We start from the raw sequence: 16,297 nt of genomic DNA on the forward strand, positions 1-16,297 counted from the left end.
ATGAAGGATGCAGTTCAGCCTGACGTCATCGTCATCGGCGCCGGCGTTGTCGGCCTTTCTGCGGCCATCGCCGCCCAGGCACGGGGACTTTCCGTCACCGTGCTCGACCGGGAAGGCCCGGCAGCAGGTGCCTCGGCGGGCAATGCCGGGGCTTTCGCCTTCACCGACATCCTGCCGCTCGCTTCGCCCGGCATCCTCAAGAAGGCGCCGAAGTGGCTGCTCGACCCGCTCGGCCCCTTGAGCGTGCCGCCGGCCTATGCGGCGCAGATCGCCCCTTGGATGTTCCGCTTCTGGCGCGCCTGCTCGCCTGGCCGCGTCGCGCACTCGACGACCGCGCAGACGGCGATCATGGACCTCTCCAAGGCGGAGCTGGAACCGTTCCTGGCGGAGACCGGCACGCTGCCGATGTTGCGCAAGGAAGGCAATCTCCAGGTCTACGAAAGCGAGAGCGAGCTGAAAGCGTCTCTTGCGGGCTGGAAGGCGCGGGCTGAACACGGCATCGAATTCCGCCATATGGGTGCGGCTGAAATGGCCGAGATCCAGCCCGGCCTTGCGCCGCGCTTCACCCATGGCACGTTTACGCCCGGCTGGTACTCGATCGCCGATCCGAAGCTCTATACGCTGGCGCTCGCCGACCATTTCCGCGCCAAGGGCGGCACGATCGAACGGGCCGAGGTGACGGCGCTGAAGCCAGTCGATGGCGGCGTCGAACTGACGGCTGACGGCAAAACGCGGCGTGCAGACCAGGTGGTGCTGTCGGCCGGCGCCTTCTCGCACCAGGTCGCCCGCACACTCGGCGAGCGCATTCCGCTCGAAACCGAGCGCGGCTACAACACCACGCTGCCGCAGGATGCCTTCGACCTGCGCACCCAGGTTACTTTCGGCGGCCATGGCTTCGTCGTGACCAGGCTCTCGACCGGCATCCGCGTCGGCGGCGCCGTCGAACTCGGCGGCCTGAAGCTGCCGCCGAATTATCGCCGCTCGGAGGCCATGCTGAAGAAGGCTCAGACCTTCCTGCCCGGCTTCAAGAGCGAAGGCGGCGTACAGTGGATGGGCTTCCGCCCGTCGCTGCCCGACAGCCTGCCGGCGATCGGCCGCGCCCGCGCCACCGGCCGCGTCGTCTACGCCTTCGGTCACGGCCATCTCGGCCTCACCCAATCGGCCGGCACCGCCCGGCTGGTCGCCGATCTGCTCACCGGCCAGCGGCCGGCGATCGACATCAGTTCCTTCTCGCCTCAACGTTTCTGATAGAGTTTAATCCATGGCCAACCACACCTTCTCCTGCATCGACGGCCACACCTGCGGCAACCCGGTCCGCCTCGTTTCCGGCGGCGGACCGCGGCTCGAAGGGGCCAACATGCTGGAGAAGCGGGCGCATTTCCTGCGCGAGTTCGACTGGATCCGCACCGGCCTGATGTTCGAGCCGCGCGGCCACGACATGATGTCGGGCTCGATCCTCTATCCGCCAACCCGGCCGGACTGCGACGTCGCCGTGCTCTTCATCGAAACGTCGGGCTGCCTGCCGATGTGCGGCCACGGCACGATCGGCACCATCACCATGGCGATCGAAAACGGCCTGATCACCCCGCGCGAACCGGGCAAACTTTCGATCGACGCGCCGGCCGGCAAGGTCGACATCACCTACCGCCAGGAAGGCCGCTTCGTCGAGGAAGTGCGTCTCACCAACGTGCCGGGCTTCCTCTATGCCGAAGAGCTGACGGCTGAAGTCGAGGGTCTCGGCGAGATCGTCGTCGACGTCGCCTATGGCGGCAATTTCTACGCCATCGTCGAGCCGCAGAAGAACTTTCGCGACATGGCCGACCACACGGCCGGCGAACTCGTCGGCTGGAGCCCGAAGCTGCGGGCGGCACTCAACGCGAAATACGAGTTCGTGCATCCGGAGCATCCCGAGATCCAGGGCCTCAGCCACATACAGTGGACCGGCAAGGCGACCAAGGCCGAGGCGCATGCGCGCAACGCCGTGTTCTACGGCGAAAAGGCGATCGATCGTTCGCCCTGCGGCACCGGCACATCGGCGCGCATGGCGCAGCTTGCCGCCAAAGGCAAGCTCAAGGTCGGCGACGAGTTCGTGCACGAGTCGATCATCGGCTCGCTGTTCAAGGGCCGCGTCGAGGCAGCGACCAAGGTCGCCGACCGCGATGCCATCATTCCCTCGATCGCCGGCTGGGCCCGCATGACCGGCATCAACACGATCTTCATCGATGACCGCGACCCCTTTGCTCATGGATTTGTCGTAAAATGACCCAATCGATCTCCGCCCGCAGCATTCTCTCCGGCTCCGCCGATGGCCCCATCATCGCCACCGAGGAGGCGCTGAGCTTCTGGGGCGGGGTCGATCCGGCGACGGGCCGGGTGATCGACGTGCACCATCCGCTGCACGATCTCTGTCTTAGCGGCGGCATCCTGATGATGCCGTCGAGCCGTGGTTCCTGCACCGGTTCGGGTGTGCTGCTCGACATGGCGCTGACCGGCCGCGCACCGGCGGCCCTGATCTTCTCGGAAGCCGAGGACGTGCTGACGCTCGGCGCGCTGATCGCGGCCGAAATGTTCGGCAAGTCACTGCCAGTACTACGCCTTTCGCGCGACGCCTTCAAGGCGCTCTCACAGGCAAAGTCGGCACGGATCAGCGCTAGGGCGATCGAGGCCGACGGCCTGACGATCCCGGTCGCCCCGCCGGCGACGACGGCTCTCGACCTCAGCGAAAACGATCGCGCCATGCTCGATGGCCGCGACGGCATCGCCGTGCAGCAGGCGATGCGCATCATCGCGGCGATGGCCGCGCAGCAGGGCGCGGAAAAGCTTATCGACGTCGTCCAGGGCCATATCGACGGCTGCATCTATGCGAGCCCCGCCAATCTTACCTTTGCCGAAAAGATGGCCGCCATGGGCGCGAAGGTCCGGGTGCCGACGACGATGAATGCGATCTCGGTCGATCGCGCAAACTGGAAGGCGCAGGGCGTGCCGGAAAGCTTCGGCGACCCGGCCGCAAGGCTTGCCGATGCCTATGTGCGCATGGGCTGCCGCCCGACCTTCACCTGCTCGCCCTATCTGCTCGACAGCGCCCCGAAGGCGGGCGAATCCATCGCCTGGGCGGAATCGAACGCCGTCATATTCGCCAATACGGTGCTCGGCGCGCGCACTGCCAAACACCCCGACTTTCTCGACCTCTGCATCGCGCTCACCGCTCGTGCGCCGCTCTCGGGTGTCTATCTCGACCAGCCGCGCAAGGCGACGCGCGTCATCGACGTGGAACTGCCTGAGAACATCGACGATGCCTTCTGGCCGCTGATCGGTTATCTCGCCGGCAAGGCCGCGCCCGACCGCATCCCGCTGCTGCGCGGTCTTGCATCGGCAAAGCCCTCGCGCGACGACCTGAAGGCGCTCTGCGCCGCCTTCGGCACCACCTCCGCAGCACCCATGCTGCACGTGGAGGGCGTAACCCCGGAAGCGGAAGGTGCCGCGGCCGAGAATGCCGACCGCACCAAGATCACGCGCGCCGACATGGCCGCGGCATGGTCGCTCCTGAACGAAGGTCCGGCGGAGGTCGAACTTGTCGCCATCGGCAGCCCGCATGCGTCGCTTGAGGAATGCCGCGCTCTGGCAGTCGCTTTCGACGGCCGCAAGCGCGATGGAAATGTCGCCGTCATCGTGACCGCCGGACGAGACGCGATTGCCGCAGCAAGGGACGAAGGTCTGCTTTCACGCCTGGAAGCAAGCGGCATCCAGGTCTTGCCGGATCTCTGCTGGTGCTCGATCTCCGAACCGGTCTTCCCGACCAGGACCCGGGCACTGATGACCAATTCCGGCAAATACGCCCACTACGGCCCCGGCCTTTCCGGCCGCGCCGTTCGCTTCGGCAGCCTCGCCGATTGTGTCCAGGCGGCTCTGACCGGGCGTGTTCCGGCACGGTTGCCGGCCTGGCTCTCCTGAGGATCGCGACGCGATAGCGACGGCCAAACCCGTCGCCATGGTGTCGGTTCAGGCGCCGCGCGGCGGCGCCGTCGAGGCCCGCGGCACCAGATGACAGGCTAGCTCCACCCGCCGTGGTGGCGCCGGAATGCCTGAAAGCGTGTCGCGCAGGAGATCGAGCGCGACCGAGCCGATCTCGCGCATCGGGATGTGCATCGTCGTCAGCGGCGGGTTGAGGAAGGCTGCCTGCGGCAGGTCGTCCATGCCCATGACCGAGACGTCGCCGGGAACCGAAAAGCCCTTCTGCTGAATGCCCACCATAGCGCCGACCGCAAGACTGTCACCGGCGGCGAGCACAGCTGTGAAGTCCAGACCCCGATCGGCGATCCGCTGCATCAGCGCCTGCATTGCCAGTTCCGGCAGCCAGTCCTCGACAGTGACGAGCAAGTCGTCGTCTATAGGCAGGCCCTTCGCCAGCAAGCCATCGCGCCAGCCCTCGTAACGCCGCTCGATCGTGCGGCGACCGGGCCGCATCAGAAACAGGATGCGCTCGTGTCCGAGCTCGGTCAGGTGGTCGGTCGCAAGCCGTGCGCTTGAGCGGTTGCAGGGCGTGACGCTCGACAGCCGCATGAACGGGTCGTCGCTGTTCAAAAGCACCACCGGCTTGTCGAAGCCGCGGGTGGCCGCCAGCATACCCTCGTCGTCGATCGTCAGAAACAAGAGGCCGGCAACCTGTTCGTCGCTCTCTGCCTCGGCAAGCACGGCGAGCTCTTCGCTCCGGTCGGCAATCGGCCGGGTGACGATTTCGAGATCCAGCGCCTGTGCCCGTTCTTTCAGCCCCTCCAACACATAGTGGGTGAACTGGTTACGCACATAGTCGATCATCGCAGCACTCGACGCCGCCACGATGACCTTTTGCCCGGCCACCGCGGTCGGGATCACGTAGTTCGCGTTCTTTGCCGCCTCCAGCACCTTCTGGCGGATTTCCGCGCGCACGCCTTTTTCACCCGCCAAGGCGCGTGACGCCGTACTTAGGGAAACGCCGCAAGCTTCGGCGATATCCTCCAGCCGGACCTTCTTGCTCTTCCTGCCGCGTTTGCCGGCCAACGGTTTGACGGTCATCCCGATCCTCCCTTGCCACAATACTGAGAAAAATTTTCATATTGCGCAAGAAAAAACGTCATGCCTTTATCTCTCTCAAGAAAGCCGAGGGAAGAGCGGCTGAGGAGGAGGAACGCCATGGGCCTGAATGCCCACGACATTCGCACGGGTCTCGATCGCCTTGTCGGCGGCATGACCGGTCTCAAGCACGACGGACGGTTCGACGAGCCGAACCTCGACGGGACCGCGGGCGACTACATCAGTTTCGACAGCTGGGAATGGCCGCAAGGCGTCGGCCTCTATGGCCTGATCAAGCTCTGGCAGTTTACCGGCCGCGACGATATCCGCGCGCTTATCGAGACTTGGTACGAGGGGCGTCTGGCAGCAGGCCTTCCCGAGCTGAACGTCAACACCACGGCGCCGATGCTCGGCCTCTCCGTGCTCTGGGCAAAGACCGGGAACCCTCGCTGGAAGCCCTTGCTCGACGAGTGGGCAGACCGGGTGATGAGCGAAATGGGTCGCACGCCGGAAGGCGGCTTCGAGCACCATGTCTCCGACAAGGTCAACGACAACGAGCTCTGGGACGACACGCTCTACATGGTCGCCCTTTTCCTTGCCTCCTACGGCCAGGCGAGCGGCCGGCGCGAACTGATCGACGAGGCCTCACGGCAGTTCCTCGTCCATGCACGCTATCTTGCCGACACGCATTCGGGCCTCTGGTTCCACGGCTGGACCTTCGACGGCCGGCACAATTTCGCCCGGGCGCGCTGGGCGCGCGGCAATGCCTGGATCACCGCCGGCATGCTCGATCTCTTCGACCTCGCTGAGATTGCGGCGCCAGTGAAAGAGTATCTGCGCGGCGTGCTTGTCACCCAGGTCGAGGCGCTTCTGCCGCTGCAGACAGCGTCCGGCGCCTGGCGCACGCTGCTCGACGACGCATCGTCTTATGAAGAGATCTCGGCCACCGCCGGCATCGGCTACGGCCTGCTCAAGGGTTATCGCCTTGGTTACGGCACCCCTGCCTGGCGCGCCGCAGGTCTGCGGGCGCTGGACGCGGTGATGCGCAACATCGACGAGACCGGCACGGTGCTCAACGTCTCCTACGGCACGCGCATGGGCCACGACCTGCAATTCTACAAGGACATCCCAATTCAGCCGACGGGCTACGGCCAGGCACTGGCAATCCTGTGCCTGTCCGAAGCCCTGCAGCATGTCGGCGCGGAAGGACAGGCAGCATGACGATGAAGGTTCTCTACGGGGCCAATCCCGAAGACATCAAGACCTACGACACGGCGCGGCTTCGCCGCGAATTCCTGATCAGCGATCTCTTTGCCGAGGACGCGGTGAACTTCACCTACACCCATGTCGACCGGCTGATCCTCGGCGGCGCCATGCCGAAGACGAAAAGCGTCTCCTTCGGATCGGGCGCCGATATCGGCACGCCCTACCTGCTTTCGGCGCGCGAGATGGGCATCGCCAATCTCGGCAGCACCGGCACCATCACGGTCGACGGCAAGAGCTTCGTGCTCGAAAACCGCGACGTGCTCTATGTCGGGCGCGGCGCGAAGGAGATCGTCGTTTCGAGCGAAACCGCCGACAGGCCTGCACGCTTCTACATGAACTCGGTGCCCGCCGGCGCCGACCTGCCGCACCGGCTGATCCGGAAGGCAGAGGCAAAGGCGATCGAACTCGGCGACGTCAAGCGCTCGAACAGGCGCCGCCTCGTCATGTACATCCATCCGGAAGTCATGCCTTCCTGCCTGCTTTTGATGGGCATCACCGATCTCGCCGAAGGCAGCGCATGGAACACCATGCCGCCGCATGTGCATGAGCGGCGGATGGAGGCCTATTGCTACTTCGACATGGCGCCCGAGGACCGGATCGTCCACGTGATGGGCGAGCCGGACGAGACCCGGCACCTGATCGTCGCTGACTGTGACGCGGTGCTGTCACCGGCCTGGTCTATCCACATGGGCGCCGGCACCGGGCCCTATGCCTTCGTCTGGGGCATGACCGGCGAAAACCAGGAATACAACGACGTCACCCCCGTAGCCTTGGCTGAGCTGAAATGAGCGATCCGATTTTCCATCTGAAGAAAAACCTCGTTCCAGGGCAGGCCATCGGCTACTGGCAGCTCGGCGCGATCGCCGAGGAACGCTTCGACGTGCCGGACCAGCCGATGAAGGGCGAAATGGATCCCTTCTTCTTCCTGACCAAGCACAAGAACTTCATTCCGCACGAGTATCCCTGCCGGACGATCTTCGCCGAACGCTACCGCGGCAAGCGGCCAGACGTGCGCGGCACGTTCGAGGCCAGCCGCTGGTGGCTGCCCTTCGGCTCGCCGCGGCTCGATCTCTCGGGCTTCTGGTTCCGGCCGACACGGCTTGCCACCTGGGCCCGCACCTCGATCGAGGCCGACACGGCAGGAACCGCGAAGATCCGCCTTGGCACATGCGGCGGCGCGGTTGTCTTCTTGAACGGAGCCGAAATCGGCTGGATGGCACCCTATAGCCGCAACCTCGAAGCCAAGGCCGAATTCGAGCTGCCGCTTCAGGCCGGGCTCAACGAGGTCACGATCTTCTTTGATGATCTCGCCGAACGCGATGCGCGTTACTTCTTCCAGTTCGACTATCTCTCCGGCCCGATCGCCCGCGTGGCACTGCCCGTTCCCTGCGCCAGTGCCGCCGCAGCCGACATCGAAACCGCGCTCGACGGCATGCATTTCGACCGCACCGCCTACTTCGAAGGCGACATCACGCTTCTCTTCGCAGCCGCCCTGCCGCTCGACGTCAAGGTCAATGTCGCGGTCGAAGGCGACTTCATGTCGACCGAACGCTTCGACCACGACTTCGTGCTGAAGGCCGGCGACAAGAGGCTGGTGATCGGACCATCGGAGGAGACGCCGGCCGATTTCCGCCATTTCCGCATCACGCTTGATGCCGGCGGCTTCGTCGCCTCGCGCTCGCTCGGCGTCGAGATCTGCCATGCCGGCCGCCAGGGCAAACCGGCGGAAACTCTTGTCGCCCGGATCACCGAAACGCTCGACGAGATCTCCGGCTTTTCCGAGCGCGATACGGTTCGTGCTTTTGCACGGCTTGCCAGCGGTCGCGGCGGCGCCGACACCGATGCGATGATCGAGGAGATCCTGCCCTCGATCGAGGATTGCCACGACTGCGCCGACTTCTCGCTGGTGCCGCTGATCTGGTCACGCGCGAGTTGGGGGAAAGATATCGGCGAAAAGACCCGCGGCCGCATCGACCAGGCGATCCTTGGTTTCCGCTACTGGATGGATGAGCCGGGCAACGACGTGCAGTGGTATTTCTCCGAAAACCACGCGCTTCTGTTCCACACCTCCGCCTATCTTGCCGGTCACCTCTTCCCGGAGGCAACCTTCCGCCGCTCGGGCCGCAAGGGAAGCGAGCAAAGCGCCGTCGGTGCTACCCGCGTCCGCGCCTGGCTGGATCACTTCGAGGCCTGGGAAATGGCGGAGTTCAACTCGGCCCCCTATTTCCCGATCGACCTCAAGGGCCTGACGGCACTGGCGGCCCTTTCGCCGGATGCCGACATTGCCGAACGGGCGAAGAAGGGCATCGTGCGCCTCTGCGAGATCATCGCGCGTTCGGCCCATCACGGCATGGTGACGGCGGCGCAAGGCCGCTCCTACGAGCACACGCTCTGCGCCGGCCGTTCGCTCGAACTCTCGGGTGTCGCCCGCCTGCTCTGGAGCAAGGGCTGGTACGGCCGCCGGGTACACGCGCTGCCCCAGCTTGCCGTCTGCCTGCGCGACCACGGCCTTGTCGTACCGGAAGCGCTCGCCGCCGTTGCCTGCCACCAGGACGAGGCGACCCATCAGGAATGGCGCTTCGCCCAGGGCGAAAACCGTTTTGCCGCGCTCTACCACTACAAGGGCCGCCATTTCGCCATGGGCTCGGCGGCGCATTATCGCTGGAACGAATGGGGCTATCAGGAAACAGTGCTGCATTTGCGCCTTGGCCAGCGGCCGGAAGCGGCGATCTGGATCAACCATCCGGGCGAAACCATTCAGTTCGGGTACGGCCGGCCATCCTATTGGGGTGGTTGCGGCACCCTCCCTCGTGCCCACCAGTACAGGGGGCTGGCCGTACTCGACTTTTCGACCGTCAGCGAACAACCGGATTTCACCCATGCCTGGTTCCCGGTCGCCGAATTTGACGAGAGCAGGGTGAGTGGCAAACTCGCGCTGGCCCGCAGCGGCCGCGGCGCCGTTGTCCTGATCGGCGACAACACGCTGGTCCCCGTGACCGACGGCCCGTCGGCCAATGCGGAACTGCGCCAGGCTGGACACAGGACACGGTGGGTCGTCAGGGTTTGCGAAGCCGGGGAACTTGCCGAGGCGGAAGCCAGGTTTGCTGCGCTCCTGGTCGAGGAAACGGCCGACGGCGCCTTCGTCGTCAACGATCCGGACTATGGCCGCGTGGTCTTCCGCAGTGACGGTTCGACCGAGGCCGAAGGGCGTACCATCGCCGCCAAGGATTTCACCGTGGCTGGCGAGGCGACCATGCTCGCCGCCCGATAAGGGCACGAAGAATTGCGCCGGCCGGGAGAAGCCGGCGCCGTCCCAAGCGAGCGGGAGGACGCTCGTCCAAGGATCAAGTGGAGGAGAAGACAATGAAGAAGACCAAAACGATGCTCGCGGCGCTTGCCGTCGGGCTGCTGACGTCGACGGCAGCAATGGCCGGCGACGTGCGCATCATGTGGTATTCCGATGGCGTCGAAGGCGAGGTGCTGAAGGACCTGCTGGATCGCTTCATGAAGGAGAACCCCGGGATCAACGTCATCCTCGACAACGTCTCCTACAGCGTCGTCAAGGAGCAGCTGCCGGTGCAGCTCGAAGCCGGCAACGGCCCGGATATCGCCCGCGTCACCAACCTGAAGGCCCAGAGCCAGCATTGGCTCGACCTTCGGCCGCTCGTTGCCGATGCCGCCTATTGGGACGAGAACTTCGGCGGCCAGGCGGACTGGATGCGGCCTGACGGGTCGAACCAGATCTCCGGTTTCATGACCCAGATCACCATTGCCGGCGGCTTTGCCAACAAGACGCTGTTCGACCAGGCCGGCGTCGCCATTCCCGGCAAGGATGCCACTTGGGACGACTGGGCGAAGGCGGCAAAGCAGGTGGCGGAAAACCAGCAGGTGCCCTTCCCGATGGCGCTCGACCGCTCCGGCCATCGCCTGAGCGGCCCGAACCTCGCCTATGGCGGCAATTATATCAGCGCTGACGGCAAGCCGGCGCCGCTCGACGAAGGCTCGAAGAACTTCCTGAAGACTTTTGTCGGCTGGGTCGCCGACGGCACGATGAGCAAGGACGTCTGGGTTTCCGCCGCGGGCTCGACCTATCGCGCTGCCGCCGACGACTTCATCAACGGACAGCTCGTCTACTACTATTCCGGCTCCTGGCAGGTGCCTAACTTCTCGACGAAGATCGGCACAAACTTCGACTGGGTCGCGACCGGCAGCCCCTGCGGCCCGGCAAACTGCACCGGCATGACCGGCGGCGCGGGTCTCGTCGCAGTCAAGTACACCAAGAACCCGAACGAAGTCGCCAAGGTGATGGACTACCTTGCGAGCGAACCGATCGTGAAGGAATTCTCCGAGCGAACCCTGTTCCTACCCGCCCATAAGGGCGTGCTCGCCAAGGCCCTCGACTTCAAGACCGACGACGCCCAGGCGAAGGCGGCGCTCAACGCCTTCGTCGAGGCGAGCAAGACGCTTTCCGACGAGGCGCGCAAGCTTCCCGGCTGGCTCTGGTCCGACGCCGTCTATGGTGCGCTGGTCACCCGTGTCAGCCAGGCGGCTGCCGGCGAGATGACGGTCGACGAGGCCTTCGCCCGCATCGACTCCGATATCGCCACCAAGGTGAAAGACACCGGGAACTGATCGGAACAACCGACGCGCGGTTCCCGGCGGCGTGCTGCAACATGCCGTCGGATCGGTCGGCACATGCGTAAGTCAATACTTACCGTTATCTTGGAAAAGCCTTGCCCTCCTCTTGCGCGGGAGGGAGCATCGGCCTTCTGACGAAGGCAGAAGGATGTTCTAGAATCAAAGTGATAGAGCGCCGCGCACTCATTGGAACCCGCGGCGCTCCAGACCAAAATCCGGTGACAGCCGTTGCACTTCAAAGTGCACTCGGCGGGCGAGGTGGCAAGCGATGAAGGCAGATGTTCCAAAAGGAACCGGCTCCAGCCTCGGCGAGGCGGCAATGGCCCCCGTTCGCCTGGCGATGGCGGCCATCGATGCGCCGCTGCGCTGGGTTCAGCGTCGGCTCGGCATCGGCGGCATGGCGACCTTCTTCCTGCTGCCGAACATGCTGATCTTCGGCGTATTCGTGCTTTTGCCCTTCTTCATTAATTTCGCCTATTCGATGACCGGCGGCACGGCCCTTTTCCTGCCCGACCGGAGCTTCGTCGGTGGCGAGCAATATGCACGGCTCTTCGACTGCGCCAACTACACCGACCCGAACTCCTGCGCGGAAGACACCTTCTGGACGGCCGTCGGCAACACGGCGTGGTTCGTGCTGCTGCAGGTCAGCCTGATGATCCTGTTTTCGCTCATCACGGCGCTGATCCTCAACCGCGAGCTTATGGCGCGCAGCTTCTGGCGGGCGGTGTTCTTCTTCCCCGTGCTGCTTTCGCCCGTGGTGGTCGGCCTCATTTGGAAGTGGATCCTGCAGCGCCAGGGGCTGCTCAATTTCGGGCTCTACGGCCTCGGCTTCGATCCCTACACCTGGCTCAACGACCGCAACTGGTCCTTTGCCGCGACCGTCGGCGTTTCGATCTGGGCGCATATGGGCTTCTACACGCTGATCCTGCTTGCCGGCCTGCAGGCGATCCCAAAGGATCTTTATGAAGCGGCCGAGATGGACGGCACCCGGCCTGCGCGCGCCTTCTGGCGCATCACCCTGCCGCTCCTGATGCCCAACCTGCTTGTCGTCATCGTGCTCGTGCTCATCCGCGCCGTGCAGATCTTCGACGAGGTCTATGTGCTGACCGGCGGCGGGCCGGGCACCAGCACCCTCTACATCACGCAGTACATCTACGAGACCGGCTTCGCGACGCAGTTGCGCAATCCCGGCCTTGCCGCCGCCGCCTCGATCCTGATGGGCGCCGTGCTGGTGGTCCTGACCTTGGTCCAGCTCGGCCTTGGCCGCAAAGGCGAGAAGAAGGGAGCCCGTAAATGAGCCGTGTCGCCGAATTCATCTTCCGTCGCCGCGGCCGCAGCGGCTGGCACTGGACCGACGTCTTCACCTGGGTCTGGCTGATCGGCGGTCTCTTCATCATGTTCGGCCCGGCCGTCTGGCTTGTCGGCTCCTCCTTCAAGTCGCCGGCAGCGCTTGCCGAATTTCCGCCGACGATCATGCCCTATGTGACCCAGAAGGCGACGGTCGAAGGCTACGACAAGCCGCTCGACCTCTACGAGGTGACAATGCCGGATGGCAGCAAGACGGTGCTCGCCGAAGTGCGCCGCATCGGCATCGTCAGCCAGATGGTTTCGCCCGACAAGCCGACCGAAATCGTCAAGGTCAAGATCGCCGAGCGCACGCCGGTGCGCACCATGTCCTTCGCGACCTCGAACTACAGCGAGCCCTTCACCCATTTCGACTTCGTCCGCTACCTCTGGAACTCCGTCTTCGTGACGGTCACGGCGACGCTGATCACGCTGATCGTCAATTCGATGGCCGCCTTCGCGCTCAGCAAATACGAGTTCCGCGGCCGCACCTTCGCGATGCTTCTGATCCTTGCCACCCTGATGGTTCCGCTCTCGGTGATCATGGTGCCGCTCTATTCGATCGTCTCGGCGCTCGGCCTCTTCAACAATCTCTGGGGCGTAATCCTGCCGACCGTCGCAACGCCGACGGGCGTCTTCATCCTGCGCCAGTACATGCTGACGATCCCCGACGAGCTGATCGACGCGGCGCGCATGGACAAGGCGTCCGAATGGCAGATCTACTGGCGCATCATCCTGCCGCTGACGGCGCCGGCGCTCGCGGTTCTGGCGATCTTCTCCGTCGTTTGGCGCTGGAACGACTTCCTCTGGCCGCTGATCGTGCTCTCGCGCAAGGAACTCTATACGCTGCAGGTGGGCTTGAGCATCTATTCCGGCGAGCTGAACGTGCAGTGGCATTTCATTCTTGCCATGACGGTTGTCACCATGATCCCCGTCGTGCTCGTCTTCATCTTCCTGCAACGCTTCATCACCACCGGCATCGCCGGCACCGGACTGAAATAAGGGGGCACCCATGGGCCACATCAAGCTTACCAATGTGACCAAGTCGTTCGGCGCCGTCGACGTGCTTCATGACATCAACCTGGAGATCAAGGACGGCGAATTCGTCGTCTTCGTCGGCCCGTCCGGCTGCGGCAAGTCCACGCTGCTGCGCATGATTGCCGGGCTCGAAAAGCCGACCGGCGGCGAGCTCGCCATAGACGGCAAGGTGGTCAACGACGTGCCGGCCGCCGACCGCGGCCTCGCCATGGTGTTCCAGTCCTATGCGCTCTATCCGCATATGAGCGTGCGCCAGAACCTCGCCTTCGGGCTCGAAAACACCCGCATGCCGAAGGCGGAGATTGCCGAGCGCATTGGAGAGGCGGCGCGCATGCTGGAGATCGAAGCCTATCTCGAGCGCCGCCCCGGGCAGCTTTCCGGCGGCCAGCGCCAGCGCGTCGCGATCGGCCGAGCAATCGTGCGTCGACCGGTCGCCTTCCTTCTCGACGAGCCGCTGTCGAACCTCGACGCGGAACTGCGCGGCTCGACCCGCGCCGAGCTTGCGGCCCTTCACGCCCGGCTCTCGGCGACGATGATCTATGTGACGCACGACCAGGTGGAGGCGATGACGCTTGCCGATCGCATCGTCGTGCTTCGCGCCGGCCGCATCGAACAGATCGGCACGCCGCTCGAACTCTACAACAGGCCGGCCAACCGCTTCGTCGCCGGCTTCATCGGCTCTCCGCACATGAACTTCCTCGAGGGCACGCTGGAAGCGGCCGGCGCCGGCACGGCGGTCGCAACGCTGAAGGGCGGCCATCAGTTGCAGGTGCCGATCGCAGATGGCACGGCCGCGGCCGAAGGGCCGATCACGCTTGGCGTGCGGCCGCATCACATAACGCTCGACGCGGGCGAAAACAGCATTCCGGCGAAGATCCGTCTCGTCGAAGCGCTCGGCTCGGAAACCGTGCTGCACGCCGACGTCGCCGGCCAGAAGATCCTGATCGTCGCCCCCGGCCAGCATAACCTCGCGCAGGGCGACGACGTCAGGCTGTCGCTCAGCGCCGCCCCGATCCATCTTTTCAACGACAGGGGGATTCGCCTTGAACGCGCTGTTTGACCTCACCGGCAAGACCGCTCTTGTCACCGGCGCCCGCACAGGCCTCGGCCAGGGCATGGCGCTGGCCCTCGCACGCGCCGGCGCAAACATAGCGGCCATCGGCTCGTCGCCGATGCCGGAGACGGCGGCACGGGTTGACGAGACGGGCGTGCGCTTCCACCAGCAGACCGTGGACCTTTCGCGGCCGTTCAATGCGACCAATGTGGTCGCCGAGGCGGCGTCAGCGCTCGGCGGCATCGATATCCTCGTCAACAATGCCGGCATCATCCGCCGTGCCGATCTGCTCGACTATTCCGAGGAAGACTGGGACAGCGTTCTCGACGTCAATCTCAAGGCGGCCTTCCTGTTGTCGCAGGCCGCGGCGAAACACATGGTTGCGACCGGACGCGCCGGCCGCATCGTCAACGTCGCCTCGATGCTCACCTTCCAGGGCGGCATTCGCGTGCCGGCCTATGCCGCCTCGAAACACGGCATCGCCGGCCTCACCAAGGCGATGGCCAACGAGCTGGCGCCGCGCGGCATCACCGTCAACGCGATTGCGCCCGGCTACATGGCGACGGACAACACCGAGGCGCTGCGCAACGACCCCGATCGCAACGCCCAGATCTCCGCCCGCATCCCGATGGGGCGCTGGGGCACGCCGGATGATCTCGCCACCGCCGTGCTCTTCTTTGCCGCCCCCGCCTCCGGCTATGTCACCGGCACGGTGCTGCCGGTCGACGGCGGCTGGCTGGTTCGATAGATTGTACCCATGTCCATTTCTCGCGAACGCCTGCACACGCTTCTCGGTCTCGCCGATACAGAGCTCGTGCTGGAGGCGTGTGAGACGGACGAGCAAGGCTCCCACCTTGTCGAGAGGCTGCGCTTCCGCAGCCTTCGTAACGGAGCCGAGATCCGCGGTTTGCTGACACGACCGCCCGGAAACGACGGGCCTCGACCGGCGATACTCTACGCCCACGCCCATGGCGGACGCTACGAGATCGGTGCCAGCGAACTGCTCGATGGCCGGCCGGCGCTGCTCGGACCACCTGGCCCTGTTCTCGCAGAGCATGGTTTCGTCACCCTTTGCATCGATATGCCGACATTCGGCGAACGCTCCAACGTCACCGAAAGCGCCGCGGCCAAAGCAGCCCTCTGGTATGGCCGCACCCTGTTCGGCCAGATGCTCGCCGAGCAGCAGGCGGCGCTTACCTGGCTTTCGTCGCGCGAGGATGTCGATGCCAACAGGATCGGCATGACCGGGATTTCGATGGGCGCCACGCTTTCCTATTTTCTCGCAGCGCTCGACACGCGCATCGCGGCGACCGCGCATCTCTGCTGCTTTGCCGATTTCGCTTCGCTTATCGAGACCGGCGCGCATGATCGGCACGGGCACTATCTCACCGTGCCCCGCCTGCTCGCCGAGACATCGACCGGCGCGATCGCCGGGCTGGTCGCGCCGCGGCCGCAACTGATCTGCGTGGGGCTCGACGATCCGCTGACGCCACCGCCGGCCGTGGAGCGCGCCTATGCCGAGACGCTGGCCGCCTATCGGGCGGCCGGCGCCGGCGGTGACATATCTTTGGTTGCAGAACCCGGCGTCGGCCATGTCGAAACCCGGACCATGCGCGACGCGGCTCTCGCATTCCTCACCAACCGCCTGGCAGGAACGGGCAGCCACTGACGCTACCCGCTGTCACAATCACGCGGAATAGCGGAGCCGCCGGGCGTCGAGCAGGCGCTCTGCGCCGCCTTTCCGCGCTTCTTCCAACGGCTCGATCAGGATTTCGTGATGTCGCGGTAACGATCTTTCAAACATCGAAAGCAACCCCTTCGAGAATCACAAGAAAGCGAGTACTCTGAAGGAACTTTGCGAATGGGACGCCGTTTATTCGAATGAGCGAGCCGATAAGCAGCGATCCC

General features: G+C 64.8%; 13 protein-coding genes. 12 read left to right on the plus strand and 1 reads right to left on the minus strand.

Features of this window, described 5'->3' with window-relative positions:
- The 3 genes from XB14_RS19500 to XB14_RS19510 are packed head-to-tail and all read left to right on the plus strand — an operon-like array spanning window position 1 to window position 3,951.
- On the plus strand, window positions 1-1,248 hold the full coding sequence (locus tag XB14_RS19500; RefSeq protein WP_077963249.1) for an NAD(P)/FAD-dependent oxidoreductase: 1,248 nt from the start codon (window positions 1-3) through the stop codon (window positions 1,246-1,248).
- A 13-nt stretch (window positions 1,249-1,261) separates the two neighbouring features.
- Window positions 1,262-2,263, plus strand: a complete 1,002-nt coding sequence (locus XB14_RS19505; protein ID WP_077963250.1) for a 4-hydroxyproline epimerase — start codon at window positions 1,262-1,264, stop codon at window positions 2,261-2,263.
- Window positions 2,260-3,951, plus strand: a complete 1,692-nt coding sequence (locus XB14_RS19510) for an aconitase X (RefSeq protein WP_077963251.1) — start codon at window positions 2,260-2,262, stop codon at window positions 3,949-3,951. The genes XB14_RS19505 and XB14_RS19510 overlap by 4 nt, the downstream gene beginning before the upstream one ends.
- Before the next feature lie 48 nt (window positions 3,952-3,999).
- Here XB14_RS19510 and XB14_RS19515 read toward each other — a convergent pair whose 3' ends face one another.
- On the minus strand, window positions 4,000-5,052 hold the full coding sequence (locus XB14_RS19515; RefSeq protein ID WP_077963252.1) for a LacI family DNA-binding transcriptional regulator: 1,053 nt from the start codon (window positions 5,050-5,052) through the stop codon (window positions 4,000-4,002).
- A 117-nt stretch (window positions 5,053-5,169) separates the two neighbouring features.
- Here XB14_RS19515 and XB14_RS19520 point away from each other — a divergent pair, with 117 nt between their 5' ends.
- The 9 genes from XB14_RS19520 to XB14_RS19560 all read left to right on the plus strand — a co-directional run bounded on the left by XB14_RS19520 (window position 5,170) and on the right by XB14_RS19560 (window position 16,058).
- Window positions 5,170-6,270 carry a glycoside hydrolase family 88/105 protein gene (locus XB14_RS19520; RefSeq protein ID WP_077963253.1) on the plus strand — a complete coding sequence of 367 codons (1,101 nt, stop codon included), beginning with the start codon at window positions 5,170-5,172 and terminating at the stop codon, window positions 6,268-6,270.
- Window positions 6,267-7,103 (plus strand): 5-dehydro-4-deoxy-D-glucuronate isomerase, encoded by an 837-nt coding sequence (kduI, locus tag XB14_RS19525; protein WP_077963254.1) that lies wholly within the window; start codon window positions 6,267-6,269, stop codon window positions 7,101-7,103. Before XB14_RS19520 ends, kduI begins: the two co-directional genes overlap by 4 nt.
- Window positions 7,100-9,586: a hypothetical protein gene (locus XB14_RS19530; RefSeq protein WP_077963255.1), complete on the plus strand. Its 2,487-nt coding sequence runs from the start codon at window positions 7,100-7,102 to the stop codon at window positions 9,584-9,586. The genes kduI and XB14_RS19530 overlap by 4 nt, the downstream gene beginning before the upstream one ends.
- 92 nt (window positions 9,587-9,678) lie before the next feature.
- Entirely contained in the window at window positions 9,679-10,947 is a 1,269-nt protein-coding gene (locus XB14_RS19535; RefSeq protein WP_077963256.1) for an ABC transporter substrate-binding protein, read from the plus strand.
- A gap of 274 nt (window positions 10,948-11,221) precedes the next feature.
- Window positions 11,222-12,250: a carbohydrate ABC transporter permease gene (locus XB14_RS19540; RefSeq protein WP_077963257.1), complete on the plus strand. Its 1,029-nt coding sequence runs from the start codon at window positions 11,222-11,224 to the stop codon at window positions 12,248-12,250.
- Window positions 12,247-13,299 carry a carbohydrate ABC transporter permease gene (locus XB14_RS19545; protein ID WP_077963258.1) on the plus strand — a complete coding sequence of 351 codons (1,053 nt, stop codon included), beginning with the start codon at window positions 12,247-12,249 and terminating at the stop codon, window positions 13,297-13,299. Before XB14_RS19540 ends, XB14_RS19545 begins: the two co-directional genes overlap by 4 nt.
- A gap of 10 nt (window positions 13,300-13,309) precedes the next feature.
- A complete protein-coding gene (locus XB14_RS19550) occupies window positions 13,310-14,395 on the plus strand; it encodes an ABC transporter ATP-binding protein (RefSeq protein WP_077963259.1) in 1,086 nt (361 codons plus the stop codon).
- Window positions 14,379-15,137 (plus strand): 2-dehydro-3-deoxy-D-gluconate 5-dehydrogenase KduD, encoded by a 759-nt coding sequence (gene kduD, locus XB14_RS19555; RefSeq protein WP_077963260.1) that lies wholly within the window; start codon window positions 14,379-14,381, stop codon window positions 15,135-15,137. The genes XB14_RS19550 and kduD overlap by 17 nt, the downstream gene beginning before the upstream one ends.
- A 9-nt stretch (window positions 15,138-15,146) precedes the next feature.
- Window positions 15,147-16,058: an alpha/beta hydrolase family protein gene (locus tag XB14_RS19560; protein ID WP_077963261.1), complete on the plus strand. Its 912-nt coding sequence runs from the start codon at window positions 15,147-15,149 to the stop codon at window positions 16,056-16,058.
- Window positions 16,059-16,297: the final 239 nt, after the last annotated feature.

It is taken from the genome of Ensifer adhaerens (assembly GCF_002007205.1).
Taxonomy (GTDB): Bacteria; Pseudomonadota; Alphaproteobacteria; order Rhizobiales; family Rhizobiaceae; genus Ensifer; species Ensifer adhaerens_D.

Bases quoted from the DNA above. Each gene is read 5' to 3' on its own strand.
- XB14_RS19500 (WP_077963249.1), top strand. From the start codon at position 1: ATGAAGGATGCAGTTCAGCCTGACGTCATCGTCATCGGCGCCGGCGTT.
- XB14_RS19505 (WP_077963250.1), top strand. From the start codon at position 1,262: ATGGCCAACCACACCTTCTCCTGCATCGACGGCCACACCTGCGGCAAC.
- XB14_RS19510 (WP_077963251.1), top strand. From the start codon at position 2,260: ATGACCCAATCGATCTCCGCCCGCAGCATTCTCTCCGGCTCCGCCGAT.
- XB14_RS19515 (WP_077963252.1), bottom strand. From the start codon at position 5,052: ATGACCGTCAAACCGTTGGCCGGCAAACGCGGCAGGAAGAGCAAGAAG.
- XB14_RS19520 (WP_077963253.1), top strand. From the start codon at position 5,170: ATGGGCCTGAATGCCCACGACATTCGCACGGGTCTCGATCGCCTTGTC.
- kduI (WP_077963254.1), top strand. From the start codon at position 6,267: ATGACGATGAAGGTTCTCTACGGGGCCAATCCCGAAGACATCAAGACC.
- XB14_RS19530 (WP_077963255.1), top strand. From the start codon at position 7,100: ATGAGCGATCCGATTTTCCATCTGAAGAAAAACCTCGTTCCAGGGCAG.
- XB14_RS19535 (WP_077963256.1), top strand. From the start codon at position 9,679: ATGAAGAAGACCAAAACGATGCTCGCGGCGCTTGCCGTCGGGCTGCTG.
- XB14_RS19540 (WP_077963257.1), top strand. From the start codon at position 11,222: ATGAAGGCAGATGTTCCAAAAGGAACCGGCTCCAGCCTCGGCGAGGCG.
- XB14_RS19545 (WP_077963258.1), top strand. From the start codon at position 12,247: ATGAGCCGTGTCGCCGAATTCATCTTCCGTCGCCGCGGCCGCAGCGGC.
- XB14_RS19550 (WP_077963259.1), top strand. From the start codon at position 13,310: ATGGGCCACATCAAGCTTACCAATGTGACCAAGTCGTTCGGCGCCGTC.
- XB14_RS19560 (WP_077963261.1), top strand. From the start codon at position 15,147: ATGTCCATTTCTCGCGAACGCCTGCACACGCTTCTCGGTCTCGCCGAT.